Below are 26,763 nucleotides of genomic sequence, written 5' to 3'. Positions count from 1 at the left end.
TTCCCGGCGTCTTCGCGGATACGCACGGCTTACCAGCGGTTCCGAACCTTCTCGGCAAATCCGAGGAGATCTCGAACCACCAGACGCGAACCGTCGTCGAGGATCACTGTGCCGGAGAACTTTCCGAACACCTGATGCTGAATCGAACGCAGCACCCCGACGTCGAAAGTCGCGGCACGGTCGATGATCGGCTCGAAAGTCATCTCGAAGCGACCATCGTTGCTCGAGAAAGTCCATGGAGCGCCGTCGTACGTTCCCTGCGGGATATCGAAGTCGATCCTGTCCAGTTTGTGCGCCCGGCCGCCGACAAACACGATGTTCTCGCTGGCCGCCGTAGCGTCCCCGAAGCCGTAACCGATGTTGAATCCGAACCGCTCGCCGCTCACCAGTCCGGATACAGAACCCCAGTACCAGGTGTTGTCGTAAGTCCAGACTCCCCTGCCCCAATCGAGAACGCCGAACGAGTCTTCCGAGCGAAATGTGAAGTCGTCGATCCCGATTCGCACGCTTCCAGTCGCGGGAAGGCAGTTGATCTTCTGGTTGTAGTAGAACGACCGGGGCGCCTTCGTAAACGGCGTGGCAATCACCATCCGGTCATCGGCAGGACACGCCAGAAACAGATCGGCATGTAGACCTCGTCCACCGTCGAAAGCCGGATAGTCGACAATCAGGTGACGCCCACCGTCTACATGGCGAAATTCGAACCGAGCCCTACCTTTCGACACCACCACATCACCGTCGTCCGCACTTTCGGGCAGACCGAGCCTTCCCATCGGGAACGGCAGCATCACGTTTTCGGTGATTTCGTGTGGTGTTCGGAAATCGAGCCAGGACACACCGAGCAAGCCCATGTACCCGTTGTCGGCGACGGTCAGCGCGATACCGTATTCCGCAGTGAGAACGCAGTAGTAGTCCCACTCCTTGATCCGGAACTTCGGGGCGGTAATCGCGGAGCGTCGATACTTGCGAATTTCCGATGAGGCCCAACCCGTCTCGACCAGATGTCCGCGATCGTCGAGAAGCGGGCCGGGCGACATCAGTGTCTGCATTCTTACTTCCAGCGTCCCAAGATCTCGTTCGCACGGTTGGCCAAGGCCATCTGGAAGAACGGACCGAAGCTCACACGCGCCACTCCGAGCGGGCCAAAACTTGCCGGATCGTCCTGATCCGGGATTCCGATCGCATTGATCGGAAGGGGGAGTTCGGACGTCAGGCGGCGTTGGGTCTCGTCGTCATGGCGCCCGACGGGGTACAGAACGTCGGCTCCGGCGTCGGCTGCCAACTTGAGGCGTGCAATAGCGCGATCGACGCGATCGGACTCGTCACCGACCTGCTTCACGAACAGGTCGGTACGCGCGTTGACGACAACGTGAACTCCGGCGGCGTCGGCGGCCTGACGCAGCCCACCCACGAAGTCGGCGTGCTCTTGCGCCTCTCGCAAGCGTCCGCCTTCACTGTGAACGGTGTCCTCGATGTTGAGTCCGACAGCGCCGGCATCGATCAGCCCGTCGATGAGAACTGCCGGCTCGAGCCCGTAGCCACCCTCGATGTCCACCGAGATCGGGGCGTCGACCGCACCGGTAATCTGCTTGATCCGGTGCAGAAGCTCGTCGAAGGTAATGCCTTCGTTGTCCGGCTTGCCGATGGAATCGGAAACCGGGTGGCTGCCCACCGTCAGGGCTGCAAAACCTGCAGCCACCGCAAGATTCGCCGACCACGCGTCCCAGACTGTGGGGAGAATGACCGGGTTGCCTGGCTGGTGCAACGCCAGTAGAGCAGTTGCCTTGTCGTTGATCGAAGTCATGCGGTGGCTCCTCGAGATCGTGGGGTGTACCTCTCACCTACCGACTCTAGTGAGCGACCGGGCAGCCTGTGCTCTTGTAATCGACCTGGAACTCCTTGATGCCGTTGATCCAACCCGAACGCAGACGGCGCGGATCACCGATCTTGGTGATGTCCGGGACGTTGTCGGCAATCGCGTTGAACATCAAGTCGATCTCCATGCGAGCGAGGTTGGCACCGATGCAGAAATGCGCGCCCGTTCCACCGAAGCCCAAGTGCGGATTGGGGTTACGAGTGATGTCGAACGTCATCGGGTTCTCGAACACGTCCTCGTCGAAGTTCGCGGAGCTGTACAGCATCACCACGCGTTGCCCCTTCTTGATCGACACTCCTGCCAATTCCGTGTCCTCGAGCGCGGTGCGCTGGAACGCGGTGACCGGCGTCGCCCAACGAACGATCTCGTCGGCCGTCGTCTTGGGACGTTCCTTCTTGTAGAGCTCCCACTGCTCGGGGTTGTCCAGGAACGCGATCATTCCGTGTGTGATGGCGTTGCGGGTGGTCTCGTTGCCCGCCACCGCCAGGATCAACACGAAGAAACCGAACTCTTCCGGGCTCAAAGAGTCGCCGTCGATGTCGGCCTGGACCAGTGTGGTGACGATGTCGTCTGCCGGGCAGGTACGACGTGCGTCTGCCATTTGGTACGCGTATCCGAGGACCTCGGTGGACGCGACTGCCGGATCACCCTGGTATTCCGGGTCGTCGTAGCCCATCATCTCGTTGGACCACTTGAACAGCTTGTCTCGATCGTCCTGCGGTACACCGATCAGATCTGCGATCGCCTGGAGCGGCAGCTCGCTGGCAACCTGCTTCACGAAGTCGCCCGGGCCTTCGCTCACAGCGGTGTCGACGATGCTCCGCGCACGACGATCCAACTCGTCGCGCATGCCGTTGATCGCGCGAGGCGTGAAGAGCTTCGAAATAAGCTTGCGGAGCTTGGTGTGCTCCGGCGCATCCTTGTTGAGCAGAAGATGGCGGAGCATCTCGACGGCCTCGCGAGGCATATCGTCGGCGAAACGCGCGATCGCGGTGTTCTCCCAGCTCGAGAACACGTCGCTGCGCTGGCTGACCTCTTTGACGTCAGCGTGACGCGAGACCACCCAGTAGCCCTCGTCCTGGAATCCGCCGACCGTCGGCGGCTGCTCACACCACCACACCGGTGCGTTACGACGCAGTTCAGCGAACTCCTCGAAAGGGATCCGTTCTCCGAGAACAGCAGGATCGGTGACGTCGAATCCGGCCGGCAGGTCAGGTGTGCGTGTTGTGTCCGAGATGGTCATGGCGTCCTCTGATCGGTCGAATGTGCGCTACACCACAGAGTAGCTTTCACTAACAGGCTGTCAAGTGAAAGACGGGGAGTCTCGTACAATCGTCCCGCAAGCGCCCCCGCGGCACTAGGATCCCGGTAATGACAGATACCTCCGGCAGACTGACGCTGCGAGAAAAGCAGAAGCAGCGAACTCGCGCAGACCTCGTGGATGCCGCCGGCGCGCTCTTCACCGAACGCGGATACGCGGCTGTCACCGTGGAAGACATCGCGGGCCGGGTCGGCTGCAGCCGAGCCACCTTCTACCTGCACTTTCCCGGCAAGATCGACATCCTCAAGGCTCTCGGCTCGAACACTGTCGTATCGAGCACGCTCGCCATATTCCAGGATCTCGACCATGTACTCGACTCCGGTTCGCGCGAAGAATTCGCCGGCTGGATCGCACGCGCCCTCGACTGGTGCCGCGATCACCACCACATGATGCGGGCGTGGGACGAGGCAATGGTCCTCGAACCCGAGTTCCGAACACTGGCACGCGAAGGTATCTCTGCACTACCCAACGCGATGCCGTCGTACCTGGCCCGCTGGCCACAGGACCGTCATGACGAGGCAAAACTCCGAGTCGAACTCCTGCTGACACAAGTCGAGCGTTTCTTCATTCGATGGGCCGAGCAGGGCGCAATAACCGCGGGTGCGGACGTCGCAGCAGACGTTCTCACCGACATCTGGTTTCCAGCACTCACGCCGCCCACTACCGATGTTGCGGCGCCGCGATAGGTTGGCCCGATGCCACTCGATCTTCGAGCGATCCTCACCACTGTCGCTGCGCTCCTGTCCGGGATACTCGCGGCGCTGGCCCTGACCAATCCAGTTCTTCGTGACTGGGCCATCGTCGCCTCCCCCTCTGAAGTGGATCGCTGGATCAGTAGTGGACCCACTGCTGTCGGACTCGGCGCCGTGGTTGCCGTGCTTGCCTGCGCACTCTCACAGCGTCGCGGTTCCCGTCGGGCAGCGTGGATCGCGATCGCCGTCGGGGTCGCCGTCATCGCGATCATTCGGGCAGTTGTACCCGAGGTTGCGTCACTGGACTTGCTTATCGCCTTGATCATCGTCAAAAGTGTTGCAGCCGCCGCAATTCTGGGTTGCGTTGTTGCCGTCAGTTGGGATCGCACTGCCACGAAGAACGCCGTACTCCTCGGCGTGCTTGCCACCTTCCTCGCGGTTCGCACCTTCGCCGGCGGGACAGGCCGGATGAGTACATCTTCGGTAGGTGAGCCGTCGTGGTGGCTGATCGGCGCCACGGCCGCGGCAGCGATCGCCTGCGCAGTCACCGCACAAGCCGGCTTCCGGATCCGAAAGCCCGACGCGGGGGAAATCCGCATCGCGCTCGTGGTGATCACCGCGCTGACGATCGGGCATCGCGTGCTCGGCGCCGTGATCGACCGCCAGCAGTACGCGTCCGAGACAACCGCCTGGATCGTCATGGTTTTGGCGGCAGGTGCTGCGCTTGCGTTGACGTGGATCGCCGCCTACCGTCTCGGCGACACTTCCGGCGCTGGCGGCAAGTTCCTCTGGGCGGCAACCGCATTGGCGGCTGCGTCGGCTCCGTTGTTCGTCGACATCGCGAAGGGTTCCTGTCACTGGGGGCAGCTGAAGTCCCCCTGGGTACTGGTGCTTTTCGCAGCCCTGCCGGTCGCCGTCGGATTGCGACTGCACAAGCAGGTGCCAAACCTCGTGGCAATCGCCGTTCTCGTTGCGGTAACACTGTCAGAACTACTGCCCTTCGACTCCGCGCACGGTGTCTGGGCAATCGCACTGAAGATCGCCGCACTGGGCCTCGCCGCCGGATTGCTGTTCGGCTCCCTGGCTCCCGGCAGCCTGGTCGACGCTACACTCGGGCTCGCCATTCCCTTTGCCGCGATGACCTTCTCGTCGATCGCCATCCTCACCGATCAGCTCTCTTTCCCACCGATGATGACGTCGATATACATCCAAGGCCAGCTCGACATCGATGCTGTCTCTCCCCACGGCGACGCGGGATTATTCGGACGCGGCATCGGCATCACCGTCGACTACGTCACCGCTCAGACCGTCGGCGCGGCGGTACTCCTCACCCTGATCATCGGCTTCTGCGGTGCAGCGATCCTCCGACGACCTTCACATCCGCCCGTCGAGATACCGGAACCCACCGAGACCGCCTGATCAGGACAGACCGATGACCATCGACGTCCGGTCAAGCACCGGCACCCTTGCAGCCTTGCTCTCGGGAATCCTTGCGGCCGTGGCGCTGACGAGCCCAGCCCGCATGAGATGGCCTGTTACCGAGCCGCAGTCGAAGATCGACCAATGGATCAGCAGCCAATCCACCAGCGTCGTGGTCGGCGCCATCGTCGCGGTGGCGGCCTGCGCGTATCTCCAGCACCGCGGTTCTCGCAGGCGCGCGTGGGCATTTGTGAACGTGGGCGTTGTCGTGCTGATTCTGATTCGATTCCTCGTCCCCGAAGAACTGGGTCTTGATCTGCTGAGCGTTCTAGGTTTTGCCAAAACCATTGCAGCAGGACTCATTCTGGGCGGCGCCGTGGCTGCCTCGTGGGACAGTCGCATCGGACGCAACCTGCTGATCGTGGGCGTGGTTTCGACGTGGTTGGCCGCGCAATCGTCCACCGGAGTTTTGATACCCGTCAGCACGTCGTCCATCGGTGAACCTGCCTGGGCACTTCTGTGGCTTACGCTGATCTGCGCAGTAGCGTGCGCCATCACAGTTGACTCCGAATCTCGGATAGGTGAAAGCGAACCGGTCGTTTCCGCAGCCGCTCTGGCAGTTGTCACCGGCCTCGCCGTCACCCAACGGATTCTCAATTCGGTCGTCGACCGGCAAGACAGCCCGTCGACGTATTCGGGTTGGGTGGTCATGGTCGCATCCACCGTCGCCGTCCTCACCCTGACCTGGTTCTGCACGAGGAGACTCGACACAACATCAGACAGTGGCGGATTCCTCTGGGCTGCAACCGCTGTTGCGGCCGCCGCCACGACGGTGTTCGCAGATCTGACCGATCGCTTCTTTCTCGACGGTGACCGAACCTCACCGTTGGTGATCGCTGCCCTCGCGATCATCGCGGTCGTCGTCGGGTTGACGCGTTCTCGACACCGGAATCGCAGGATCGTGGGTCTGGCGCTCCTGGCGGCGATCCCGTTGTCGGAGTGGATCTTCAGCGCCGATCAAGAATTTGCACTTTTGCTCCGGATCGTCATGCTAGGCGTGGGATCGGGATTGCTGTTCGGATCCGTCTTGCCCTCGAATCCCGTTATCGGGGCGCTGGGGTTGACCATTCCTTTCACTGCCCTGGTCTTCATGTCGATCGGGCAGCACGACATCGAGACTGTGTCGTCAACGTACGTCCAGCACGACTCCGAACTGCGCGACTTCACTTACCCGAGCGGACCAGATACAGCCTGGCAGGCGGACGTCTCGTTCGTTATCGTCGACGCAACTGAGGAGCCACCACGTTCCGTCGGTACCGCGCTTCTGATGTGCGTAGTTGTCGTCGCCACCGGTATCGCGCTCCGCCGCCGAAACTCCGTTGACACACCGACACCGGACTGAGACCTGCTATTGCGGTGCAACTGGTACCGGATTGACTATTTTGGAGCAGTGCCCATCGCCCGCAGGACGCTGCTCGTCGCACTGAGTGGTGTGACGGCATTCGTCGTCACCGTCGTCGCTTTGGCGCCCTTCGTCAACAGCCAGTCGACGTCTATTTCGACGGGTGACCGGTTCTGGTCGATATCGACCATCGGCGCCGGCGTCTTGGCTGTCGTCGCGGTCGGGACAGCCGCGATGATGGCCCGTTGCCGGTTACGGACCGCTGCCATGACGGCATTCGGTGGACTCCTCCTCGAACTGCCCGGACTCTACGATCACAACTTCGAGGCACTCTCGCCCGTCGGTGCGGGAGTCGCTGTCGGAGCAGTCACGGTCGCTGCCGCTCCCCGGGTCCGAGCCGCTTCGGTCGCGGGAACGATTGTTGCCGTGCATGTCTCGGATTCACTCCTGGACGAGGACGCAATTCCTCGGCGGTACGCGGACTACATCGCCGACAACACCAACCAGTTTCAACCACCAGTAGTGGCAGCAACACTGATCGCGCTGGCCTTGACCGCCGCGTGTGTCGCCGCGTTCTGGTTCCACGATTTCGACAAGGACCACCCCAAAGAACGGATGGCCGTTCGACCGGTGACGATCGCGGCGGTGCTCACACTCTTCGGCGTCGCGGCAAATTGGTGGTTCGACATCACCACCGTCACGGCAGCGGTGCCCCTGCTACTCGTCGCGCTGGTGATCACGGTGATCTGCGCGCGGGTGTTGGGCGACGGCAGTCGGATCCTGCTGATGTGTACAGCCGCCGTCGCAACTCTGGCGGCGGTCTCGGCGAACCGTCCCGCAACCGAGGCGATGGAATGGTCGAAAACCCCGGCCTCGACCGCCGTCGTGATCGGCGTCGTCATCGTCGCCGCGGCAGCCGTCGGCGCTCTCGCACCGTCCCGCGTCGTCGGCTACGGATTGCTCCTGACGGTGACGGTCGCCGGGATCGTCAGCTACGCCACGTCGCCTTCGCCGAAGATCGGTGACCTTCTCACGATCAGCGACCTTCTTGTCGCTTTCACTGCGGCGGTCGTCACCTACGCGATTGCCAGCGCGATGTATCGGGAACCACCGCGGACCGGAGCGTCACGAGCCCTCGTCGGACTCGGTGTCATCTTCGGCCCAACGGCGCTGGCCCTGCTCGTCTATCCGCAGTTCGACTACGGATGGACGGCGTACACCCCTCTTGAGGAAAACAAGCCATTCAACGGCATCACGACGGTCGGCCCGTTCGAGATCTCGACCGACATCTTGATCCTCGACGCCGTGGCGCTGGTCATCGTGGCCGTCTGCGCCTACGCGAGTCTGAGATTGGGCCGGATCAATCGATCCGTTCCTCCGTCGATCAGTCGATCAGATCCATCGACGCCAAGCGATGGAACACTTTGAGCGATCCCGGCGCCACCTCGTCCATCGCCGCGTACTCGGAGAGCGTGAAGTAGCGGAACTCGGCGATCTCGCTGGTCGGGTGCGGGTCTCCGGCCATCTCCGCCAGATAGCAACTCATGTGCAAGCCAGTGTCTGCGGAATGACCGAAAGCGTGAGCCTCGAAGACGTCGAGGAACGTGACCGTTCCGTCGACCAGATCGACGTCGAGTTCCTCCCGGATTTCGCGGTGCAGCGCCTGCTCGGGCGTCTCACCGGGGTCGATCTTTCCACCGGCCATGTAGAACGCGGTCTTGCCCACGGAGCGGGTCTGGATCAGCTTGCGATCGCGAATATGCGCGAGGGCAGCGGTACGGATGATCGTGGTGGGAGTCGACGAATTCACGTCGTCCAACCTACGTGTATCAGTGAGCGCCGATGATGTCCGAATCGACTCGCTGCACATCGAAACTGCCACGCCCGGTAATATGTACGCAAAGACAACCTCTCCGACTAGGTGAATTGTCTCGTAAATCCGATAGGTTCGATTTTGTTCGGACACCCCGCCGCCCGCTGACAACACGACGGAGTGCCTTTTGCTCGCCATCTTGCTTGCCCATGCCGTTGCCGCCCTCTTGGCTCCGCTTGTGGTGCGCAGGTTAGGGCGAAACGGCTTCTTCCCCCTCGCGATAGTCCCCCTCGCCAGCCTCGGCTGGGTCATCGACAAATGGGGCACCGTCGAGACGCTGCACATCACCTGGGTTCCTGGCCTGTCGATGGACATCGACTTCAGATTCGACGCGCTTTCGGCCATCATGGCGGTGCTTGTCCTGGGCGTCGGCACGCTGATCCTGATCTACTGCGCCCGCTACTTCAACGACGACGAACCTCGACTCGGGATCTTCGCCGCCGAGATGGTCGCCTTTGCCGGCGCCATGTTCGGGCTCGTGACCAGCGACAACATGCTGCTTCTCTACGTGTTCTGGGAACTGACGACGGTCCTGTCGTTCCTGCTGGTCGGTCACTACGCCGAGCGCGCCACCAGTCGCCGCGCCGCAACCCAGGCACTGCTCGTCACCACCGCCGGTGGTCTCGCGATGTTGGTCGGCATGATCATCCTCGGTCAGGTCGGCGGCAGCTACAACCTGTCCGAGCTGGTCGCGAACCCGCCGACCGGTTGGCTCCCGTCCGTCGCCATAGTCCTGATCCTGATCGGTGCGCTCTCCAAATCGGCAATCGTGCCGCTGCACTTCTGGCTGCCCGGTGCGATGGCCGCGCCCACCCCCGTCAGCGGTTATCTCCATGCTGCCGCGATGGTCAAGGCCGGTATCTACCTGGTCGCGCGTCTGGCTCCCGGGTATGCCGATTCGCCGCCGTGGCGCGTCACCATCATCAGTTTGGGTCTGCTGTCGATGATCCTTGCCGGTTGGCGAGCCATGCGCGCGTACGATCTCAAACTCGTCCTTGCCTTCGGTACCGTCAGCCAACTCGGCTTCATGATGGTCCTGGTCGGCATCGGCACGCGTGACGCCGCCCTCGCCGGCATGACGATGGTCGTGGCGCACGCGATGTTCAAGGCCGCACTCTTCATGGTGGTGGGCATCATCGATCACACCACCGGCACCCGTGACCTGCGCAAACTTGCGCACCTGGGCAAGGCGGCACCAGCTCTTGCGATCATTGCGAGCCTCGCTGCCGCCAGCATGGCCGGTCTTCCACCGCTACTCGGATTTGTCGGCAAGGAAGCCGCACTCGAATCAATTCTCGAAACGAACGCACTCGGCCACTGGTCGTCCATCGCCGTCGTCACGGTGATCGTGTTGGGCTCGATCCTGACCGTCGGCTACAGCATCCGGTTCATCTGGGGCGCCTTCGGACGCAAGACCCTGAGCAAGCCCAGTCCGGCAGTGAGCAAGATGCACAAGCCGGGTTGGCTGTTCCTGTTCGCGCCCGGCCTGCTCGCCGCTCTCGGTCTGGCCGCCGGCATTCTCTCGCCCCAGGTCGAGAAGCTGCTGACGCCGTACTCCACCACCCTGGCCCCCGGACCGCACGCCGATTACCACCTCGCACTGTGGCACGGATTCAACACTCCGCTGCTGCTCACCAGCATCGTCATCGCCGGTGGCGTCGCGCTCTACATCGCGCAGCGTCAGATCAGCCGCCTGCACTTCGAGCACCCGCCGCTCGGCAACGCCGACCGTATCTACGACGCGACCCTGCGCGGCATGGACACCATCTCGATGCGCCTGACCGGCGCCACTCAGCGTGGTTCGCTCCCCCGCACGCAGTCGACGATTCTCGCGACACTGGTCGTCGTGCCACTGTTCTTGCTGATCATCGACACCAAAGGTGGCGGAGTCGACCTTCGGATGTGGGATTCGCCCATCCAGTTCACGATTGCCCTGATGATGATCTCGGCCGCCATCGCCGCGACGCTGATGCGCAACCGCCTCGCCAGCGTCATCCTCGTCGGACTCACCGGCTACGGCTGCGGCGTGTTGTTCGCTCTGCACGGTGCACCCGACCTCGCACTGACCCAGTTCCTCGTCGAGACACTGACATTGGTGATCTTCGTACTCGTACTCCGGAAGTTCCCCGCCGAGGTCGACGAGAGCAAGGCCATCGGCTTCAAGTGGCCGCGTGCCGCACTCGCCGTCGCCGTCGGTATCACCGTCACCACCATCGCGGCCTTCGCGACCAATGCCCGAAACACTCGTCCGATCTACGAACTGCTTCCCGACGCGGCCTACGACCTGGGGAACGGCAAGAACGTCGTCAACGTCCTACTCGTCGACATCCGCGCATGGGACACCCTCGGTGAAATCTCGGTGCTGCTGGTCGCGGCAACCGGCGTCGCCAGCCTCGTGTTCCGCAACCGCCGCTTCGGCATTGCGCCTCGCGTCGCCGACGCACCCTCCGTCATCGTCGACAAGGCGGCCGCCAACACTGACACGACGTGGTTGCGCGGCGGAGACCTGATCGATCCGCGACACCGCTCGCTGGTTCTCGAGGTCACCACGAGGTTGATCTTCCCGACCATCATGGTGTTGTCGATCTATTTCTTCTTCTCCGGCCACAATGCTCCCGGCGGCGGTTTCGCCGGTGGCCTGACGGCGGGCCTTGCCCTGGTACTTCGCTACCTCGCCGGTGGCCGCTACGAACTCGGTGAAGCCGTACCCATCGACGCGGGCAAGATTCTCGGCCTCGGTTTGGCGCTGGCCGCGGGCACCGCCCTGGTGTCGCTGTTCCTCGGAGCCCCGGCACTCTCGTCCGCCGTCTTCGAGTTCACCCTCCCGCTCATCGGCCACGTCAAACTGGTCACCGCACTGTTCTTCGACCTGGGCGTCTACCTCATCGTGGTCGGCCTGGTCCTGGACGTACTCCGAAGTCTCGGCGCCCGCCTCGACGCAGAAATCGAGGTGAAAGCACCATGAGCGCAAACATCGGAATGCTGATCCTGATCGGCGTCCTCACGTCGGCCGGTGTCTACCTCCTGATCGAACGAAGCATCACCCGGATGCTCCTCGGTCTACTTCTATTCGGTAACGCCATCAACCTCTTGATCCTGACCGTCGGTGGATCGGACGGGAATCCGCCCATCGTCGGCCGAGATTCGGTCCACGAGGAGATAGCGGATCCGCTCGCCCAGGGCATGATCCTGACGGCCATCGTGATCACGATGGGTATCGCCGGCTTCGTTCTGGCACTGGCGTACCGGTCTTTCAAGATCAACACCGCCGACGCCGTCGAGGACGATCCCGAGGACACCAAGATTCTCAAGCGTCGCCTGCCAGCCGACGCTCCCGACCACGACCGCTCCGACGACCCGGTTACCGGTGCCCCGAGCATCGGCGGCGACGCATTCGACAAGGACGGCAACCCTATTCCCCTCGAACAACTGGTCAACCTCGAGGACATCGAATGCTACGACGACCTACACGACGGCGACTTCGAGGACGAACCGGTACCCGACTGGGCCACCGACCTTGCTCGTAAGAAGGAATCCGAGAAGCGGCGCAAAGACGCTCGCCAGACCAAGATCGAGGGAGGTGGAGGCGCATGACCATCTCGGACAACCTGATGGGAGCCCTTGCGCCCCTGCCAGTCCTGATCCCGATGCTGGCCGCAGCTGCGACGCTCGTCGTCGGCCGACGGCCTCGCTTCCAACGTGTGATCACCCTGATCGCGCTCGTCGGAGTCGTCGCGGTGTCGGGCCTGCTTCTCTACCTCGCCGACCGCGACGGTACGACGGCTGTTCAAGTCGGTGGCTGGGATTCGCCCATCGGCATCACACTCGTGGTCGACCGTCTCTCGGCGATGATGCTCGTGGTCTCGTCGGTGGTGTTGCTCGCCGTCATGATCTATGCAATCGGTCAGGGTATTCGCGACGGCAGCGAGGCCCAGCCGGTCTCGATCTTCCTGCCGACCTATCTGGCGTTGACTGCCGGTATCTCCAACGCGTTCCTCGCCGGTGACCTCTTCAATCTGTACGTCGGCTTCGAGGTCCTGCTCGCCGCGAGTTTCGTGCTCCTGACGCTCGGTGCAAGCGCCGACCGCGTCCGGGCCGGTATCTCGTACGTGATGGTCTCGATGGTGTCTTCGCTGATCTTCCTGGCGGGCATCGCCTTCGCCTACGCAGCGACCGGCACCCTCAACATGGCCGACATGGCCCTGCGCTTCGACAACATTCCGCCAGGAACACGAACCGCTATCTTCGGTGTCCTCCTCGTGGCGTTCGGTATCAAGGCTGCGGTCTTCCCGCTGTCGGCGTGGCTCCCGGACTCGTATCCGACCGCGCCCGCACCGATTACCGCCGTCTTCGCAGGGTTGCTCACCAAGGTCGGTGTGTACGCGATCATCCGGGCGCACTCGCTGCTGTTCCCGCAAGGAGAACTCGACAACGTACTGATGGTGTGTGGCCTGCTGACGATGGTGGTCGGCATCATGGGTGCCATCGCGCAGAGCGACATCAAACGTCTGCTCTCGTTCACACTGGTCAGCCATATCGGTTACATGATCTTCGGTATCGCGCTGTCCACGACGTCCGGACTGTCCGGCGCGATCTACTACGTCGCCCACCACATCATCGTGCAGACGACACTCTTCCTCGTGGTGGGTCTGATCGAACGACAGGCCGGGTCGTCGTCGCTGCGCCGTCTCGGCGGTCTGGCCGCTGCCAGCCCGATCCTGGCGATCGTCTTCCTGATCCCGGCCCTGAACCTCGGTGGTATCCCACCGTTCTCGGGCTTCATCGGCAAGGTCGCACTCCTGCAAGCCGGTGCGTCCGACGCCAGCGCGCTGGCCTGGATCCTCGTCGCCGGCGGCACGATCACCAGCTTGCTGACGCTCTACGCGGTCGCCCGCGTGTGGACCAAGGCATTCTGGCGAGCCCGCGCCGACGCGCCCGAAGGTGATCTCGCCGACGTCAGCCCGTCAGCGTTGATCGACGAATCCGAAGAGGACATCGCCTTCGTCGACCGCGAGGACGTCGGCAAGATTCCGATCTTCATGCTGATTCCGACGGTCGGGCTCGTCATCGTCGGCCTGGGGCTGACGGTCTTCGCGGGCCGGATCATCGACATCAGCGACAGAGCGGCGAAGGATCTGCAGGACCGGTCCATCTACATCGACGCGGTTCTCGGCAACCACCGACCCGTTCCGGTCGACGAAGCTCCCGTCGCTGCAGACGACCCTGCAGCTGTCCCGAACACCGATGCCCCGAACACCGATGCTCCTGACACCGAGGAGGCTCCGCGATGAAACGCGAACAGGTACTCCGCGTCGGGATCCTGCTGTGGCTGATGGTCGTGTGGATCCTGTTGTGGGGCAACATCAGTTTCGGCAACATCTTCGGCGGACTCGCCGTCGGCATGATCATCATGGTCCTGCTTCCCCTCCCCCGCGTACCGGTCGAGGGTCGGGTACACCTGCTGTCGATCCTGCGTCTGCTGTGGATGATCGTGTACTACGCGATTCAGTCGAGCATCCAGGTCGCCTGGCTGGCGATCCGTCCGTCCCCACCGCCGGTCACCGGAGTTCTGCGGTACCAACTCGGAATCAAGTCGGACCTGGTTCTCACGCTGTGCATCGACGTTCTCAACCTGATCCCGGGCACCATGGTTCTCGAGATCGACCAGAACCGACGCATCGTCTACGTCCACGTGCTCGACGTCGGCTCGCAGAAAGCCGTCAGCGCGTTCTACCGCTCGGTGGAGGATCTCGAGCGGTTGTTCATCGCGTCGTTCGAACGTGATTCGGACTGGCAGCCCAGCCCGTGGCACCAGCGCGACTACGAATTCGATGCACCCCGGCAGGAGGACCAACCATGAACGGGTTCATCACCACGATCTTGATCATTTCGGGAGTGATTCTCCTGATCGCCGCAGTACTGACCACGTTCCGACTGCTCGACGGTCCGACCTCACTCGACCGCCTCGTCGCCCTGGACACGATCATTGCGGTCTCGATGTGTGGGCTCGCGGTCTGGGCCGCATACAGCGAAGACACGACCATCGTTCCCGCCATCGTCGCGCTGGCACTGGTCGGCTTCATCGGTTCGGTGTCCGTCGCGCGCTTCCGGGTGAGTGACCAGTGATCGGCAACATCCTCGACACTATCGGGGCCATCTTCATCTTCCTGGGCGCGCTGCTCGCACTGACCGCGGCGGTGGGAATCGTTCGCTTCCCCGACACCCTGCGTCGTATGCACGCGGCCACCAAGCCTCAGGTGGTCGGGCTCGTCCTGGTTCTGATGGGTGCCGTGTTCCTGCTTCGTGGGAGCGTCGACATCTGGATGCTGGTACTGGTCGGCATCTTCACGTTGCTGACTGCGCCCGTCATCGCGCACAGCGTCGGACGCGTCGCCTACCGCGAACAGCGCGAGGAGGACGACCTCATGAAGATCAACGAACTGGAAGACCCGGACTCTCTGCTGTAGCGGCATCCCACTCATCGTCGCGCTCGCCCCACACTGCAAGAGCGGTGCCGGGGCGGGCGAAGAAGGTGGCGAAGTAAGCCGCCGACATGAGAACCAGAACAGCCATCAGCAGCGGACCGAAGATCGCCGGGTACTCGGCCATCTGCACCGAAGCGAATCGGTACGAGAGCAACAACCCCGCGAGCAATGCCGAGCCACCGATCAACAGACGCGCTCGGAACCAACCCCAGCCGCGCTCCGGATCCCGCAGCGCCGCATCGAGGGTCAAGCACAGAACCGCACCGGCGATGAGGTCGACGCCGTAGTGGAATCCGAAACCAAGCGTCGCAGTCAGTGTCGCGACGAGCCAGAACGATCCCAGGCTGCGAATCCACCACGGGCCGCTGCGCGAGTGGATGAACAACGCGACTGCCCACGCGGTGTGCAGGCTCGGCATGCAGTTTCGTGGCGCGGCGTCGTCGAACGGCAGTGACGACGGTGAGGCGAAGTCGAAGTTGGGCACAATGTTCGGCCAGTAGTCGCCGATCTGGAATCCGAAACCACGCGGACCGAAGGCGAACACCGGACCGACCACCGGGAACAGGACGTAGAAAATCGGGCCGATCAGCCCGATGAGCAGGAACGTACGCAGCAGGTGATGCGACGGCCATCCCTTGCGTACTTGATACAGCGCGACCACGATCACCGCGACCGGCAGTTCGACGTAGATCCAGTCGAGGGCCGCTGCACCGACGGGGCCCATGGCGTCGACGATTTGGCCCATCACCCACGACGGGTTCCCGAGAGCCTGGTCTGCGAGGAATACGTACTCGTCCCACACATCGGTGCCGACGAGAATGGTGATCTCCAGCCACGTCTCGGCAACCTTGGCCGCGATGATGAGCAACGCGCCCAGCACAACGCCGTGGAGAACGCTGAGCCGACGCTCACCGGACAACCTCCACACCGCGTACACCGCGATGGCCGTCAGCACCCAGGTGCCGCCGGTGCCCATTGTCAGCGGTCCACCGGAGAACCAGCGGATCGCGCCGACGACCACGTCGATAACGACGGCCGCGGATACCGCGTAGAGGCGTTCTTTGTTGTTCAGTCCGACCAGCGCGAGAGCGAGGCCCACCCAGGGCATCGTCGCGGAGCGGGGAACGAGGAAGTAGTCACCGAACAGGCTTTCCACCGGACCGAGATAGCCCTTGTACGACGCGAATGCCTGCACGCCCAGGACCAGCACGGTCAATGCTGCTGTGCCGATCAGGAGGACTCGATGAGAACTCGACCACGAACGATCCGACTGTCCGGGTGCGTCCCCTCGTTGGGACCAACTGTCTATCAACACCGGACAATAGTAAACGGCGTGTGAACCGAATATGGACACCCACTGGACAAACGGTTGGTATGCCCGGATGTCCAGCCCCCGAAACAGCCCTTCCGGCGATGAGCCTGCTAGGTGCCCAACTCTGCGACCAGGGCGTCGACGACCGCAACCAGATCGCCGCCGGTCGCTTCCGCAACGCGGCGTTGACGCTGGTAGGACGCACCACGACGGGGAATGTCCGCTACTGACGCCAACTCGTCCGCGCACCCGAGTGAGACCGCAATCGGTGCCAGGTCGTCGAGCAGGCGATCCAGATCGTCAGTGACGAGGCACTCGTTCGCGTCGGAGTCGAGGATGATCTCGGCGTCCAGTCCGTATCTCGCTGCGCGCCACTTGTTTTCCTTGACGTGCCACGGCTGCATGTTCGGCAGAGTCTCACCGGCACTCAGTCTGCGGTCCAGATCGACGATGAGACAGTGGACCAGAGCAACAAGGGCACCCAGTTCTGCGCGCGTCGAGACGCCGTCGAACACCCGGACCTCGATGGTTCCCCACTTCGGTGCGGGACGGATGTCCCAGTGCATGCCACCGATCTTGGTGATCACACCGGTCTTCATCTGGTCGTCGATGAACGACTCGTATTCGGCCCAGTTCTCGAACTGGTACGGAAGGCCTGCGGTGGGCAGCTGCTGGAACATCAGCGCGCGATTGGACGCATACCCCGTGTCCACACCGGCCCACATCGGCGAGGACGCCGACAGTGCCAGCAAGTGCGGATAGCGCTGTAGAAGTGCGTTGATGATGGGGAACACGCGGTCCGCGGACGAGACACCCACATGAACGTGCACGCCCCAGATCAGCATCTGCCGACCCCACCACTGCGTGCGTTCGATGAGTTCGTCGTAATCGGGTGTCCGGGTGACCAACTGCGTCGACCATTGTGCGAACGGATGCGTACCCGCGCTGATGAGGTCGACGCCGAGTGGATTCGCCGCGCGACGCAGCAGATCCAGTGACCTGTCGAGATCACTCATCGCCTCGCCGACCGTCGAGTGAATACCCGTGACGAGTTCGACGGTATTTCGCAGTAGTTCCTTGGTGATGTGCGGGGTCTCGGAGCCGGCAAGCTCTTCGACCGCCGAAAACACCTCGGCTGCTGTGTTGGAGAGATCTCTGGTCTTGCGATCGACCAGCGCGATCTCCCACTCCACGCCCAGCGTCGGGCGCGGCGAACCTGGAAATGGAACTACCACGCAGAGAATCCAATCACAGTGTCGGTAAAAACACCGTGCTGGCTACTGCGTGGTAGTCGCCGGAAGTGATGCAAAACTCAGGTGAGTTGTCAGCTCTTGGTGATGACACCGCAAGCAACGCGTCCGCCTGCGTCACCGGTGTCGAGGGTCTGCTGATCCGGTGCCGGCGCGTAACGCGTCGGAACGTTGCCGAAGTTGTCCGCACCTGCGTGGATCATGACGGAAGTTCCACCGTTTGCGACCAGTTCGTCGACGGTGAATGCATCGGTCGTGGTGACCAGCGTGGCGGTGCCGTCTTCGAGGACCTGGACCGAAGTGAGGTCGCCGCTGGCCGGATGGCCCGTGTGGCCCTCGGCCTGGAAGTGTCCGCCTGCCGAGAGGAAGTTACCCGGCTCTCCGCCGCTGGGTGCTACGGAATTGGTCTCGCACTTGGCAACCTGGTGGACGTGAAATCCGTGGAATCCGGGGGTCAGGCCCTTGGCGTCGAGGGTGACCTTGACGTCGCTACCTTCCTGAGCGAACGTGACCGTTCCGACCTTCGCGCCGTCGGTGCCGTTCAGTGTTGCGGTGACCGTCTCGGCAGAAGCGCCGGCGTGAGCCGTCTCGGAACCGTGGCCGCCCGCGCTTTCGTGCGCGCTGGGATCGGCTGCACCGGTCCACACCGGAGGAGTCGTGCCTGGGACGCTGCTGGGCTCTTCGCTGTTACTGCAAGCGGTCAAGCCGAAAGCGGCAATCGCGACTACAGGGGCAACGACGCGCCAGGACATACGCCGGGTGCTGCTGGGGGCCATCGAACCGCTCCTTTGAGGTGGCGAGAAAGTGCTTCTGATCATAACGGCGTGTGTAGTAGCTGGAACCGACGGGTCAGTTCCACCTTCACGACCGGTCAGTTGGAGGTCACGATCACGATCACGCCAGGTGACGCGTTCGCGATGCCGGCGAATCGAGGTTCCGCGGTGACTCCGAGTTCAGCTGCGATCTTCTGCGCCGCTGCCTTCTCTGCCGCGGACGATCCGTAGTACACCGTCGTCGTACTGACAGTGCCCTCGCTGTAGTTACCCGTCTCCTCGACGTTCCAACCTGCTGCCGTCAACTCCTCGGCAGTGCCTGCTGCCAGACCGGAGACGGTGCTGTTGTTGAGAACTCGAACGCTGACATTCGACGTGTCGGTTCCGCTCGCGGAGCTGGAAGTCGTGGTCGTCGCAGTTCCCGAGGGTCGCGACGTGGTGGTGGTATCGCCCGAAGCGGGTTGCGTAGTCGCTGCCGGCTTGGAGGTGGCAGGGGCCGACGCGGGAGCACTCGTCGTGGCAGGCGCCGAAGATTCGGTCTGCTCTGCTGCAGTGTTCTCGTCGCCCGATCCACCGTCGCCCGATCCACCGAGGGAGGCTGCTCCGAGACCGATGAACACGATCGCCAGAGCGATCAACACCATGGCGATTGCGCGAAGCGGAGGTCCGGACGGCTGCTCTTTCGGGGTACTCACGATGTCGACCTTATCGCCAGTACGTGGACAGCCCGCTCATATGTGCGCGTGATTCAGGTGACCTCGAAGCCGAGGCGACGGGCAGCCCTTGCCTTCTGACGGCTGGCACGCAGACGACGCAGGCGCTTGACCAGCATGGGATCAGCCGCCAAGGATTCGGGGCGATCGACCAAGGCATTGAGAACCTGGTAGTAGCGGGTTGCCGACATGTCGAACAACTCCTTGATGGCCTCTTCCTTCGCACCGGCGTACTTCCACCACTGGCGCTCGAAGGAGAGGATGTCGTGTTCCCGGCGGGTGAGGCCGTCTTCGCCGACCTCGTGCATGCCTGCTGTATCCAGTACCGAATCGTCGGCGCCAGTGCCTTCGGACTGGTTCCGACTACGCGCGGTTGCGCCGTCCATGTCACTCCTCGACTGCTGTGCTCGGCGTCAGCGAGACTCGTATGCCCGGTGTTCTTTTTCCGACCGAATTCCCGCGGCCGTGAGTTTCCCGGTCCCCTGGCCCGAAGGTAACTCACAATTTCCCCCGCGGCCCACGTTCCGACCGAGCAACGAATTACATCGCTGTTCTTCAGCAACCATTGAACCATGATCGAGTGTGCGGGCCGTGATAACTACGCGGGCGCGCCGCACTATCCTTGTCCGCATGGCTATCCTCCCCATCCGAATCGTCGGCGACCCGGTACTGCACAAGGCGACAGAGCCGGTCACTCAGTCCCCGGCCGAGATCGCCGAACTGATCGCAGACATGTACGAGACGATGGACGCCGCCAACGGCGTCGGTCTGGCGGCCAATCAGGTCGGTGTTTCACTCCGAGTCTTCGTCTACGACTGCCCCGGAGACGACCGCAGCAGCGAGCGTCGACGCGGCGTTGTCGTCAACCCGGTACTCGAGACCTCCGAAATCCCCCAGACGATGCCCGACCCGGACGAAGACTTCGAGGGTTGCCTTTCGGTCCCCGGCGAGCAGTTCCCGACGGGCCGCGCCGACTGGGCGAAGGTCACCGGCACCGACGCCGACGGCAACCCGATCGAGGTCGAGGGCACCGGATTCTTCGCACGGATGCTCCAGCACGAGACGGGCCATCTCGACGGCTTCCTTTACACGGACGTGCTGATCGGCCGCAACGCGCGCGCCGCCAAGAAGATCATCAAGCGTTCCGGTTGGGGCAAGCCCGGTCTGACGTGGACGCCGGGCACCGTCGACGATCCGTTCGGTCACGACGACGACGATTACGAAGACTGAGAATTCTGCTCTGAACGGCAACATTTCGATCGGTAGCCGGGTGGTCCTGCGATACAAGCTCCCACCCGGCTACTCGCATCCCATGACCGACGTCATCGGCATCCTCGAGGGTGCCGATCCCATCGCCGTCCGCAGCAGCGACGGTCGTCTGGTCCAGGTCTCCGCCGATCAGGTGATTGCACTCAAGACTCTCTCGGCCCGCCCGATTCGCATCGGCGAGATTCGAAACCTCGAAACGGCTGCCGCGGCGGCATGGCCGGGGGTCGAACAGGCCTGGATCGACGGTTGGTTGATGCGGGCCGGTCACGGGTTGACGGGCCGTGCCAATTCGGCTTTGCCACTCGGCGGTTCGGGGACAGTGGCCGGCTTCGAGGCGAGCACTCTCGAACGGATACGTCAGTGGTTCGGTGACCGCGATCTGCCGACCCTGCTGCTCCTCCCCGATCGGCTCGGCACCGCTCCGGACGGGTGGACCTGTGAGAAGGAAACCATCGTGATGGCAGCCGATATGGGCAACGTCACGCTGCCGCCAGGCCCACCGGTCACCTCTTTCGCCGACCGTCCCGACCACAACTGGCTGTCGATGTACGACGCCCGCGCCGATCCCACACACGTCGAGGCGGTCCTCACCGCCGTAGTGGGCAGCGCAACTTTCGCCGCGATCGGAAACACCGATACGACGCTTGCCATCGGGCGCGCTGCGCTCACCGAGGCGCCCGACCACAAGCGCTGGATCGGGCTCACCGGCATTCACGTCGCCCCCGAACACCGTCGTCACGGAATCGGGTCGCTGATCTGCGGGGATCTACTCTCGTGGGGTCGCGAGAACGGTGCGACGCACGCGTACCTCCAGGTTTCGGCCGGGAACTCCGCGGCAATCGCGCTCTACGAGCGGCTCGGGTTCGTCGAACACCACCGCTACCGATACGCCACCGATCCTGTCGGGGGCTGACGCTAGGCTTGCCCTCGTGCGCATCGCTACTTGGAACGTCAACTCCGTCCGTGCCCGTACCGACCGGATCATCGACTGGCTCGGTCGATCCGACGTCGACGTCCTGGCAATGCAGGAAACCAAGTGCAAGGACGAGCAGTTTCCGTACGAGCGCTTCAAGGAGATCGGCTACGAGGTCGCCCATGTCGGGTTGAGCCAGTGGAACGGTGTCGCCATCGCTTCGCGCGTCGGCTTGGACGACGTGCAGATCGGCTTCGAGGATCAGCCCGGGTTCGACAAGGACCCCGAGGCCGATCCGGTCCGCGAGGCACGTGCGATCGGTGCGACTTGCGGCGGTGTGCGGGTGTGGAGCCTGTACGTCCCCAACGGCCGTGAGCTCGAAGACCCGCATTACGCCTACAAGCTGGATTGGCTGGCCAAGCTGCGCGACGACGCGGAGGGCTGGCTCAAGCAGGATCCCGACGCGCAGATCGCCCTGGTCGGCGACTGGAACGTCGCTCCCACGGACGACGACGTGTGGGATCCCGGGTTCTTCGAGGGCAAGACCCACACGTCGGAGCCGGAACGAGCGGCCTTCACGGCGTTCACCGAGTCCGGGTTCGCGGACGTCGTTCGCCCGTACACCCCCGGTCCCGGTGTGTACACGTACTGGGACTACACGCAGCTTCGCTTCCCGAAGAAGCAGGGCATGCGAATCGACTTCATCCTCGGTTCACCGGCATTTGCAGCACGCGTCGAGGCGGCCGAGATCGACCGGAACGAGCGAAAAGGCAAGGGCGCCAGCGATCACGCTCCGGTGATCGTGAATCTCGGGTAATCGTAAATCTCGGAGCCTGATCGTCTGTTCGTATTTGCCGGCGGTCAGTCCTCGACGAGCAATTCCAGATATTCGGGATGCTCGCCGAGGTACCGCTGAACGTAGGTGCACACGGGCCGTACCGACCATTCACGGTCACGGGCACAGTCCATCGCGAACTGCACGAGTACCGCTGCCAGTCCCTGCCCGCCGTACTCTTCCTTGACGACGGTGTGCATGTAAGCGACCACGTCGCCGGCTTCGGCTCCACTGCCCAGAATCTCGTCCTCGTCGCGATATCCGAGGATGCCGACCAACTCGTCGCCGGAGAGCAGTTCGAATCGTTCGTGTGACGGATTGTCCACGAGCGTCACTTCCGGTGAGGTTCCGGTTTTCGAGTTTTCGATGTCGTTCATTGCGGCGACCTCCACGGCACGATGTGCACCTGCGCGATCGGCGACAGCTGCGTTCGCACGCTCTCCATAACTGTGATCCATGCCACTCATAGAATCAGCTACCGACGACGCTGTCCCGGATTCGACCAATTTTTGCACCGGAAGCGACCGGATCGCAATCGCAGTTCACGCGGTCGTTCGCGCCGTCGTTCGTGCAAGGGGTGGACCGAGCTGCCGTTTCCCCAGGTCCGATCGGTAGGCTCGTCGTCGTGAAGCTGCTGCCCCTGACCCCCGCCGGACAGACCCCGATTCGGGCATTGACCATCGCCGGAACCGATTCCGGCGGTGGAGCCGGTATCCAAGCCGATTCCCGCACGATGGCGATGTGCGGAGTGCACGCCTGCGTGGCCGTCGCCGCTGTGACGGTCCAGAATTCAGTGGGTGTCAGCGGTTTCCACGAGATTCCGCCGGAGATCGTCGCCGACCAGGTACGCGTCGTGGTCTCGGACATCGGCGTCGGCGCAGCGAAGACCGGAATGCTGGCATCGACGACGATCATCGAAGCGGTAGCTGCGGTCGCCGCAGAAGTGGGGATCGGCCGCGACCGACCGATCCCGCTCGTGGTCGACCCGGTGTGCGCGTCGATGCACGGTGATCCACTGCTGCACGAAGAAGCACTCGACGCGGTCCGCAACACCTTGATTCCGGCTGCCACGGTGGTCACTCCGAACCTCGACGAGGTCCGCTTGATCACCGGCATCGAGGTCGTCGACGACAAGAGCGCTCGCCAAGCGGCAGAAGCGCTGCACTCACTCGGCGCTCAGTGGTCCATCGTCAAGGGCGGCCACCTTCGCACATCGGAGTTGTCCACCGACCTGCTGTTCGACGGCGACCGTTTCCTCGAATTCAGCAGTGCCCGGATCGACACCGGCAACGACCACGGCGGTGGAGACACACTGGCTGCTGCGATCACTTGCGCTCTCGCACACGGCTATTCCGTTCCGGATGCAGTGGCATTCGGCAAGGAGTGGGTGACCAAGTGCCTCGAGGCGTCGTACGACCTGGGCGCCGGGCACGGCCCGGTGTCCCCACTCTGGCGGCTCCAGGTCTAGCGCGCGAGGTCTAGCGCTCGAGGTCTAGTGCGCTAGTTCCGTCGCACGCGCCAGATTCCCAGATCGACGGGAACTCCGTTGGGCGTGGTCGCGAAAAACCCTCGCCGCCATGGCCGAATCGCAAGATCGAGATCCTCCAGGGTGCCGGCTTCGAGTTCCTCGAGAGTTGTCGCCGACATCATGACGTTGCCGTCGCCGCCCAAGCCCATCATCCGGGCGGCGATGGTCACGTCGACACCGAGCCAGTCGTCGCCGATCTGACGCGGAGTTCCCGTGTGGAGGCCGACACGCATCCGTGGGGTGTATCCGTCGAGGTCGACTCCCGCGAGCGCGTCCTGCGCGGTGAACACCGCCTTCAAGGCCGCATCCGGGCGAATGAACACCGCCATCAGACCGTCGCCCATCCGTTTGACGACGTGTCCGCCGTTGTCGGTGATCGGAGTTTCCACGGCCTGCGCCACCGCACGCAGGAGTGTCAGCGTGGCGCCGTCACCGGCTTCGAGCGACCAGGTGGAGAAGCCGACAAGATCGGTGAAGACGATGGTCAGTTCTTGATCCCCGCGGCCGCGGCCCATCTTTTCCAGCGCTGCCTGCCATACCTGCAGTGCTCCGAGGCTCACTTCCCGAGTGGCTGCGGGCTTCTGATCGAGCAATCTGTCAGCGACGCGGGCCACGGCGCGGGCACCGCCAGGACCGGCGAGCGAGAGCGGATCCCCGAATCCCGGATCGCCGGGTAATGCCCGCCTGAGCCGCCGTAACGCGTCGATGAGTTGCTGCCGACGGTTCAGTTCTGCCGCAGAGTTCAAGACGACATCGACGACGCCTCGAACCGAGGAGGAAGAGGCACCTGTCGTGTCGGTGCTCTCCGGGGACAGATCAGCCATAACTCAAGCGTAACTCAGAGTTACAGACAGTGTGCTGCCGCGGTTCTCGCACAGTGGCCTCCTGGTCGCTCGCGCAATCGATCATTCGGTCAGTCGATCATTCGGTCAGTCGATCATTCGGTCAGTCGGTCAGTCGATCATTCGGTTCTGGCCTGTGCCCGGGCATCGCCGACGGGAACTCCGTTCGGCCCACTCAAATCCTGGGCATACGTCGCAACTCCGAAGGCTACTGCAGAAGCATTGGCAGCGAGCGCTTCGCGATCGATGTTCGCGAGGTTGTCCTGGGCACTGTGGTAGTTCGGGTCGAAGGTCTCCTCGGCTTCTCCGCCCCACTTCTCGGCCTGAACCGGCGTCTTGCGTTCGTCGGCGCCGCTGAACACGCCACCCGCCGGGATTCCGATCTCGATGAACGGGCCGTAGTCGGAGCGCCCGTCGAAGTCCGTTCCGTCCGCCGCAATCCCCCGCCCGGCGAGAAAATCGACGAAAGTGCGCTCGATACCTGCCGAGCCCTCGGGCCCCGGCCCCTCCCCCACGGCGTCCGAGTTGTCGCCGTCGTAAGCCAGGTATCCGGCGTTGGGCGAACCGAGCATGTCGAAATTCAAGTACAGGGCGATGTCGGCCCGTTCCTGATCGCTCAGGCCCTCGACGTAGCGAGTGGAGCCGACCAATCCCACTTCTTCCGCACCCCAGAACGCGAAGCGCACGGCATTCTCGATGTTCGGTGAGCTTCCCATTTGCAGCGCGGTTTCCAGCACGGCTGCGGTACCGCTTCCGTTGTCGTTGATTCCGGGACCTTCTGGCACACTGTCGAGGTGGGCGCCCACGACAATCACGTTGTCGGTCGCGCCGGTTTTGGTCTGCGCAATCACGTTGCGCGACTTCGTCGTTTCCGTCGACGTGTCGAGAATCAGCGTGAGGTCTCCGGGCGCTGCGGCAAGAGCCTCGCCCGACGCCTTACTCACCCCGCCCGTCGGGATGCGGGCGTCTTCGGGTTCGCCCAAGGTAGCCCCGCCCAGCATTGCGTCCTCGTTGTTCGCAACCAGCAACGCTGCCGCGCCACGGTCCGCGGCGATCTTCTGCTTGTCGCCGAACGGGCACACTCCGCGGGTGACCAGCACGATGGCACCGCTCACGTCGCGGCCGTCGTAGTCTGTGGCTTCGCAACCGGGGGTCTCGTCGGCGGGAATCGCCACCAGACGCGCCGTGATTCCGGCCGGCCCCGTGGACGCCGAATACGTCAACGCCCGCACCGGAACATCTGAGCCGTCAGCGGCTTTCAGGGATTCGGTACCGGGATCGAAGGAACTGAAATCGAATTCCGGGGTACTGACGTCGAAACCCTTGTCTTCGAGCAGGTTTGCCACATAGTCGACGCTGGCGTCGTAGCCGGGGGTTCCGGCCGATCGATTGCCGTCGTTGTTACCGGCGATCTTCTCGAGTTGCTCCAGATGCCCGGTCACGGCGTCGACCGTGACGGTCTCGGAGAATGCAACCGGGTCTGTCGGGACAGCTGCTTGACTTCCCGACGACGAGCATCCACTCACCACGAGTGCTCCAGCCATTCCGACCACAACCACACCGAAGAGTCTCATCTTCGGAGGATATCGGCCCGAACGCAGGAAAGGGACCCAGTACGAATGGTTTTTCGTACTGGGTCCCTACTCTGCTGTCACTCCTCGTTCTCGGTAGGTCTCCCGACAACACCTACCGAGGGAGCGACAAGATCAGGCGTCGCGACGATTCACGATGACAATACTTGCTCCGAAAATCACCAGAACGAAGGCCGCGAAGTAGATCAGGCTGCCCCACGGGCCCCAGTGGAAGTCGAGGCTTCCGCCGCCCGGGCTGAGGAAGTGGTTTGCATTCGCGAACGGCAGGAACGGGGTGATCTTCTCGCCGAAGCTGCCGAACAGTCCGAACAGGCTCTCGATGAGCAGCGGCCAGAGCAGGAGCAACGCAATCGCGCCGGCGGACTGACGGATGATCGATCCCACGCCGACAGCAAGAATCACGCACAGGAACGCGTAGATCGGGATGCCGTAGATCGCACGCCAGTCATCACCGGTCGACAGGGTCAGGCCCGTGCTGGCCTCGGAACCGGCCATGGCTTTGGCCACCGCGTAGGACCCGAAAGCGAGGACAAACGTCAGCACCGCACCGAAGGCACCGATGAGGCCGGCTTTGGCGATCAGAACCGAGGCACGGTTCGGCACTGCCTGGAACGTGGTTCGGATGGTCCCGAAGCGGTACTCACTGGTGACCGCGAGGGCCGCCATGA

At 63.2% G+C, this 26,763-nt stretch carries 27 protein-coding genes; 14 read left to right on the top strand and 13 right to left on the bottom strand.

Going from position 1 to position 26,763, the window contains the following annotated elements:
* Positions 1-29: 29 nt before the first annotated feature.
* From QM716_RS28240 to QM716_RS28230, 3 genes are read right to left on the bottom strand one after another with little or no spacing between them, the layout of a single operon-like run.
* Positions 30-1,049, bottom strand: coding sequence for a DUF2804 domain-containing protein (locus QM716_RS28240; RefSeq protein WP_283307556.1), 1,020 nt, complete (start codon positions 1,047-1,049; stop codon positions 30-32).
* A 2-nt stretch (positions 1,050-1,051) separates the two neighbouring features.
* Entirely contained in the window at positions 1,052-1,804 is a 753-nt protein-coding gene (locus QM716_RS28235) for an isocitrate lyase/PEP mutase family protein (RefSeq protein WP_283307555.1), read from the bottom strand.
* Between the two features lie 46 nt (positions 1,805-1,850).
* Entirely contained in the window at positions 1,851-3,119 is a 1,269-nt protein-coding gene (locus tag QM716_RS28230; protein WP_003945041.1) for a cytochrome P450, read from the bottom strand.
* Positions 3,120-3,247: 128 nt separating this feature from the next.
* Here QM716_RS28230 and QM716_RS28225 point away from each other — a divergent pair, with 128 nt between their 5' ends.
* Genes QM716_RS28225 through QM716_RS28210 form a run of 4 tightly spaced genes read left to right on the top strand, consistent with a single transcriptional unit; the run spans position 3,248 to position 8,138 of the window.
* Positions 3,248-3,883, top strand: coding sequence for a TetR/AcrR family transcriptional regulator (locus tag QM716_RS28225; protein ID WP_283307554.1), 636 nt, complete (start codon positions 3,248-3,250; stop codon positions 3,881-3,883).
* Positions 3,884-3,892: 9 nt separating this feature from the next.
* Positions 3,893-5,308 (top strand): hypothetical protein, encoded by a 1,416-nt coding sequence (locus QM716_RS28220; RefSeq protein ID WP_283307553.1) that lies wholly within the window; start codon positions 3,893-3,895, stop codon positions 5,306-5,308.
* Between the two features lie 13 nt (positions 5,309-5,321).
* Positions 5,322-6,710, top strand: a complete 1,389-nt coding sequence (locus QM716_RS28215; RefSeq protein ID WP_283307552.1) for a hypothetical protein — start codon at positions 5,322-5,324, stop codon at positions 6,708-6,710.
* Between the two features lie 48 nt (positions 6,711-6,758).
* On the top strand, positions 6,759-8,138 hold the full coding sequence (locus tag QM716_RS28210) for a hypothetical protein (RefSeq protein ID WP_283307551.1): 1,380 nt from the start codon (positions 6,759-6,761) through the stop codon (positions 8,136-8,138).
* On the opposite strand, the gene QM716_RS28205 is transcribed toward QM716_RS28210, so the two are convergent.
* Positions 8,095-8,520 carry an NUDIX hydrolase gene (locus QM716_RS28205; protein ID WP_095970494.1) on the bottom strand — a complete coding sequence of 142 codons (426 nt, stop codon included), beginning with the start codon at positions 8,518-8,520 and terminating at the stop codon, positions 8,095-8,097. The genes QM716_RS28210 and QM716_RS28205 overlap by 44 nt on opposite strands.
* A gap of 190 nt (positions 8,521-8,710) precedes the next feature.
* On the opposite strand from QM716_RS28205, the gene QM716_RS28200 reads away from it, so the two are divergent.
* Genes QM716_RS28200 through mnhG form a run of 6 tightly spaced genes read left to right on the top strand, consistent with a single transcriptional unit; the run spans position 8,711 to position 15,050 of the window.
* Positions 8,711-11,548 (top strand): Na+/H+ antiporter subunit A, encoded by a 2,838-nt coding sequence (locus QM716_RS28200; protein WP_283307550.1) that lies wholly within the window; start codon positions 8,711-8,713, stop codon positions 11,546-11,548.
* Positions 11,545-12,177, top strand: a complete 633-nt coding sequence (locus QM716_RS28195; RefSeq protein ID WP_283307549.1) for a Na(+)/H(+) antiporter subunit C — start codon at positions 11,545-11,547, stop codon at positions 12,175-12,177. The genes QM716_RS28200 and QM716_RS28195 overlap by 4 nt, the downstream gene beginning before the upstream one ends.
* Complete coding sequence (locus tag QM716_RS28190) at positions 12,174-13,874, top strand: Na+/H+ antiporter subunit D (RefSeq protein WP_283307548.1); 1,701 nt, start codon at positions 12,174-12,176, stop codon at positions 13,872-13,874. Before QM716_RS28195 ends, QM716_RS28190 begins: the two co-directional genes overlap by 4 nt.
* Positions 13,871-14,443, top strand: a complete 573-nt coding sequence (locus QM716_RS28185; RefSeq protein WP_283307547.1) for a Na+/H+ antiporter subunit E — start codon at positions 13,871-13,873, stop codon at positions 14,441-14,443. The genes QM716_RS28190 and QM716_RS28185 overlap by 4 nt, the downstream gene beginning before the upstream one ends.
* Positions 14,440-14,709, top strand: a complete 270-nt coding sequence (locus tag QM716_RS28180) for a monovalent cation/H+ antiporter complex subunit F (protein ID WP_502942168.1) — start codon at positions 14,440-14,442, stop codon at positions 14,707-14,709. The genes QM716_RS28185 and QM716_RS28180 overlap by 4 nt, the downstream gene beginning before the upstream one ends.
* The gene (gene mnhG, locus QM716_RS28175; RefSeq protein ID WP_502942167.1) at positions 14,706-15,050 is read left to right on the top strand and encodes a monovalent cation/H(+) antiporter subunit G; all 345 of its coding nucleotides are present in this window, start codon (positions 14,706-14,708) and stop codon (positions 15,048-15,050) included. Before QM716_RS28180 ends, mnhG begins: the two co-directional genes overlap by 4 nt.
* Here mnhG and QM716_RS28170 read toward each other — a convergent pair.
* The 5 genes from QM716_RS28170 to napA form a co-directional block, all read right to left on the bottom strand.
* Positions 15,016-16,383 carry a phosphatase PAP2 family protein gene (locus QM716_RS28170; protein WP_283307546.1) on the bottom strand — a complete coding sequence of 456 codons (1,368 nt, stop codon included), beginning with the start codon at positions 16,381-16,383 and terminating at the stop codon, positions 15,016-15,018. The genes mnhG and QM716_RS28170 overlap by 35 nt on opposite strands.
* Before the next feature lie 107 nt (positions 16,384-16,490).
* Entirely contained in the window at positions 16,491-17,615 is a 1,125-nt protein-coding gene (locus QM716_RS28165) for a glutamate--cysteine ligase (protein ID WP_003945034.1), read from the bottom strand.
* An 89-nt stretch (positions 17,616-17,704) separates the two neighbouring features.
* Positions 17,705-18,406 carry a superoxide dismutase[Cu-Zn] gene (sodC, locus tag QM716_RS28160; RefSeq protein WP_283307545.1) on the bottom strand — a complete coding sequence of 234 codons (702 nt, stop codon included), beginning with the start codon at positions 18,404-18,406 and terminating at the stop codon, positions 17,705-17,707.
* Between the two features lie 95 nt (positions 18,407-18,501).
* Entirely contained in the window at positions 18,502-19,098 is a 597-nt protein-coding gene (locus QM716_RS28155) for a LytR C-terminal domain-containing protein (RefSeq protein ID WP_283307544.1), read from the bottom strand.
* Between the two features lie 53 nt (positions 19,099-19,151).
* Complete coding sequence (napA, locus tag QM716_RS28150) at positions 19,152-19,502, bottom strand: nucleoid-associated protein NapA (RefSeq protein WP_283307543.1); 351 nt, start codon at positions 19,500-19,502, stop codon at positions 19,152-19,154.
* Between the two features lie 244 nt (positions 19,503-19,746).
* Between napA and QM716_RS28145 the strand changes: the two genes are divergently transcribed.
* The 3 genes from QM716_RS28145 to QM716_RS28135 are packed head-to-tail and all read left to right on the top strand — an operon-like array spanning position 19,747 to position 22,115.
* Complete coding sequence (locus QM716_RS28145; RefSeq protein ID WP_283307542.1) at positions 19,747-20,346, top strand: peptide deformylase; 600 nt, start codon at positions 19,747-19,749, stop codon at positions 20,344-20,346.
* 10 nt (positions 20,347-20,356) lie between these two features.
* Positions 20,357-21,298: an N-acetylglutamate synthase, CG3035 family gene (locus QM716_RS28140; RefSeq protein ID WP_502942172.1), complete on the top strand. Its 942-nt coding sequence runs from the start codon at positions 20,357-20,359 to the stop codon at positions 21,296-21,298.
* Positions 21,299-21,314: 16 nt separating this feature from the next.
* Entirely contained in the window at positions 21,315-22,115 is an 801-nt protein-coding gene (locus QM716_RS28135) for an exodeoxyribonuclease III (RefSeq protein WP_283307540.1), read from the top strand.
* A 44-nt stretch (positions 22,116-22,159) separates the two neighbouring features.
* Here the strand turns inward: QM716_RS28135 and QM716_RS28130 are convergent, their stop codons facing one another.
* Positions 22,160-22,510, bottom strand: a complete 351-nt coding sequence (locus QM716_RS28130) for a GNAT family N-acetyltransferase (RefSeq protein WP_283307539.1) — start codon at positions 22,508-22,510, stop codon at positions 22,160-22,162.
* Positions 22,511-22,758: 248 nt separating this feature from the next.
* Here QM716_RS28130 and thiD point away from each other — a divergent pair, with 248 nt between their 5' ends.
* The gene (gene thiD / locus QM716_RS28125) at positions 22,759-23,601 is read left to right on the top strand and encodes a bifunctional hydroxymethylpyrimidine kinase/phosphomethylpyrimidine kinase (RefSeq protein WP_283307538.1); all 843 of its coding nucleotides are present in this window, start codon (positions 22,759-22,761) and stop codon (positions 23,599-23,601) included.
* Positions 23,602-23,633: 32 nt separating this feature from the next.
* Here thiD and QM716_RS28120 read toward each other — a convergent pair whose 3' ends face one another.
* The 3 genes from QM716_RS28120 to QM716_RS28110 all read right to left on the bottom strand — a co-directional run.
* Positions 23,634-24,485, bottom strand: a complete 852-nt coding sequence (locus tag QM716_RS28120) for an adenylate/guanylate cyclase domain-containing protein (RefSeq protein WP_283307537.1) — start codon at positions 24,483-24,485, stop codon at positions 23,634-23,636.
* Positions 24,486-24,622: 137 nt separating this feature from the next.
* Positions 24,623-26,077, bottom strand: a complete 1,455-nt coding sequence (locus tag QM716_RS28115) for a M20/M25/M40 family metallo-hydrolase (RefSeq protein WP_283307536.1) — start codon at positions 26,075-26,077, stop codon at positions 24,623-24,625.
* Between the two features lie 132 nt (positions 26,078-26,209).
* Positions 26,210-26,763 (bottom strand): ABC transporter permease (locus QM716_RS28110; RefSeq protein ID WP_283307535.1); only part of this gene is annotated, 554 nt, incomplete at its 5' end.

The organism is Rhodococcus sp. IEGM 1409 (assembly GCF_030056735.1).
GTDB lineage: Bacteria > Actinomycetota > Actinomycetes > Mycobacteriales > Mycobacteriaceae > Rhodococcus_F.
The sequence above is the reverse complement of the archived record's forward strand: the minus strand, read 5'-3'. Positions and strand labels throughout refer to the sequence as shown.